This window comes from Acidovorax sp. KPB24-07, from assembly GCF_057543315.1.
Genome location: NZ_BAAJYS010000526.1, coordinates 1 through 1,934, shown reverse-complemented (window position 1 = coordinate 1,934; position 1,934 = coordinate 1). Strand labels below are relative to the sequence as shown.

Below are 1,934 nucleotides of genomic sequence, written 5' to 3'. Positions count from 1 at the left end.
GCTCGTGGTGCGGGCCGAAACTGAACGAAAAGCTACGCGGCCCAGGTGCACGTGGGCCAGCGCGCCACCGTCACCACCGATGGCGACACCGCAGCCGCGGCGATGCCGCCGGCGCATGTGGTGCGCATCAGCCCCGTGCTCGGCACCGGGCGGCTGCAGGACGACGTCCAGCGCGGCCCCGTGCGCATCGTCGAATGTGTGTTGGAGTTCGATCAGGCGCCCACCGCGCGGGTCGGACAGAACGTGAGAGTGAGCTTCCATGATTGACGCCAGAACCCACCGCATCGCCCTGGTCGATGCACGCCATGTCTCCCAGCCCGCGACCGGCTCGGGCTGGATGGTGCAATGCGACTTCGACGGCACCATCAGCACCGAAGACGTGACCGACTCGCTGCTGCAGCGCTTCGGCCGCGTCGGCTGGGAGGCGCTGGAGGCCGCCTGGGAGCGCGGCGAGATCGGCTCGCGCGAATGCATGAAGGGCCAGGTGGCTCTGCTCGACATGGACCGCGCCGAGCTGGACGCGCACCTGGCCACCATCGCGGTGGACCCGCACTTCGGCGCCTTCGTGCGCGCAGCCCGCGAGCGGGGCATGCCGGTGCAGGTGGTGAGCGACGGCATCGACTACGCCATCCATGCCGTGCTGGAACGCCATGGCCTGGGCGACCTGCCGGTGATCGCCAACCGGCTGGTGCAGACCGGGCCGCGCAGCTGGCAGCTGCAATCGCCCTGGGCCAGCGCCGCCTGCGCCCGCGCCAGCGGCAACTGCAAATGCGAGCGCCTGGCCGAGCAGCGCGAGCGGCATGGCCGCGTGCTGTACGTGGGCGACAGCACCTCGGACTTCTGCGTGTCCGGCCGAGCCGACTTCGTGCTGGCCAAGTACAAGCTCATCCAGCACTGCGTGGACCACGGCATCGCCCATGCGGCATTCACCGATTTCTCGCAGGCGCTCGCCCTGCTGCCGCAACCCGTGGCAATGGAACTGGCGGCATGAACGCCGCCGTGATGTCCCGCGAAACCGCCCTCCCCCTGGGCGACGCGGCGGCCCGCCCCGGCGATGCCGGCACGCAGCACGAATACCTGCTGCGTGGGCACGGCCCGAACGCCGGCACCGGCGTGCTGCTGATCCACGGGCTGACGGGCACGCCCAACGAAATGCGCCTGCTGGCCAAGGGCCTGCACCGCGCCGGCTTCACCGTGCTGGCCGTGCAGCTGGCCGGCCACTGCGGCACGCAGGACGATCTGGTGGCCACGCGCTGGCATGACTGGCACGCCAGCGTGCAGCGCGGCGCCGACCGGCTGGCGATGGTGACCGGCGGCCGGCTCGTGGCGTGCGGCCTCTCGATGGGCGCCGTGCTGGCGCTGGCGCTGGCCGCCGATCGCCCGGCCCAGGTGGCCGGCGTGGTGGCGCTGTCGCCCACCTTCCGCTACGACGGCTGGAGCATGCCAGCGTACACGCGGCTGTCGTTTTTGCTGCCGCTGTTTCGCATGCTCGGCATCGGGCGCCGCCGCGTCTTCATGGAGCAGCCGCCCTACGGCATCAAGGACGCGGCGCTGCGCGAGCGCGTGGTGGCGCAGATGCAATCGGGCGACAGCTCGGCGGCCGGCCTGCCAGGCAACCCGTGGTGGTCCGTGATCGAGATGCGTGCGCTGGCCGCCCACGTTCGCCGGCGCCTGGACGCCGTGCGCTCGCCCTGCCTCGTGCTGCATGCGCGCCACGACGACATCGCCTCGGCCGCCAACGCCCAGGCCATCGTGCAGGGCGTGCGGTACGCGCCGGTGGAACTGGTGCTGCTGGACGACAGCTACCACATGATCACCATCGACCGGGAGCGCCGCGCCGTCGTGGCGCGCACCGTCGCGTTCGCGGAGCACGTCGCCCGCGGGGGCACGCCGTGAACCCGGCCGGGGCCGAGGGCGGCATCACGCCACTGGTG

The 1,934-nt window shown here is 71.9% G+C and carries 2 protein-coding genes and 1 pseudogene; all 3 read left to right on the top strand.

Annotated elements, in window-relative coordinates:
* Positions 1–267: pseudogene (locus tag AC27IQ_RS23450) on the top strand (HlyD family secretion protein); the annotation flags it as partial.
* 70 nt (positions 268–337) lie between these two features.
* On the top strand, positions 338–991 hold the full coding sequence (locus AC27IQ_RS23445; protein ID WP_487090989.1) for an MtnX-like HAD-IB family phosphatase: 654 nt from the start codon (positions 338–340) through the stop codon (positions 989–991).
* An 11-nt stretch (positions 992–1,002) separates the two neighbouring features.
* Positions 1,003–1,896 (top strand): alpha/beta hydrolase, encoded by an 894-nt coding sequence (locus tag AC27IQ_RS23440; protein WP_487090988.1) that lies wholly within the window; start codon positions 1,003–1,005, stop codon positions 1,894–1,896.
* The last annotated feature ends 38 nt before the right edge of the window (positions 1,897–1,934 follow it).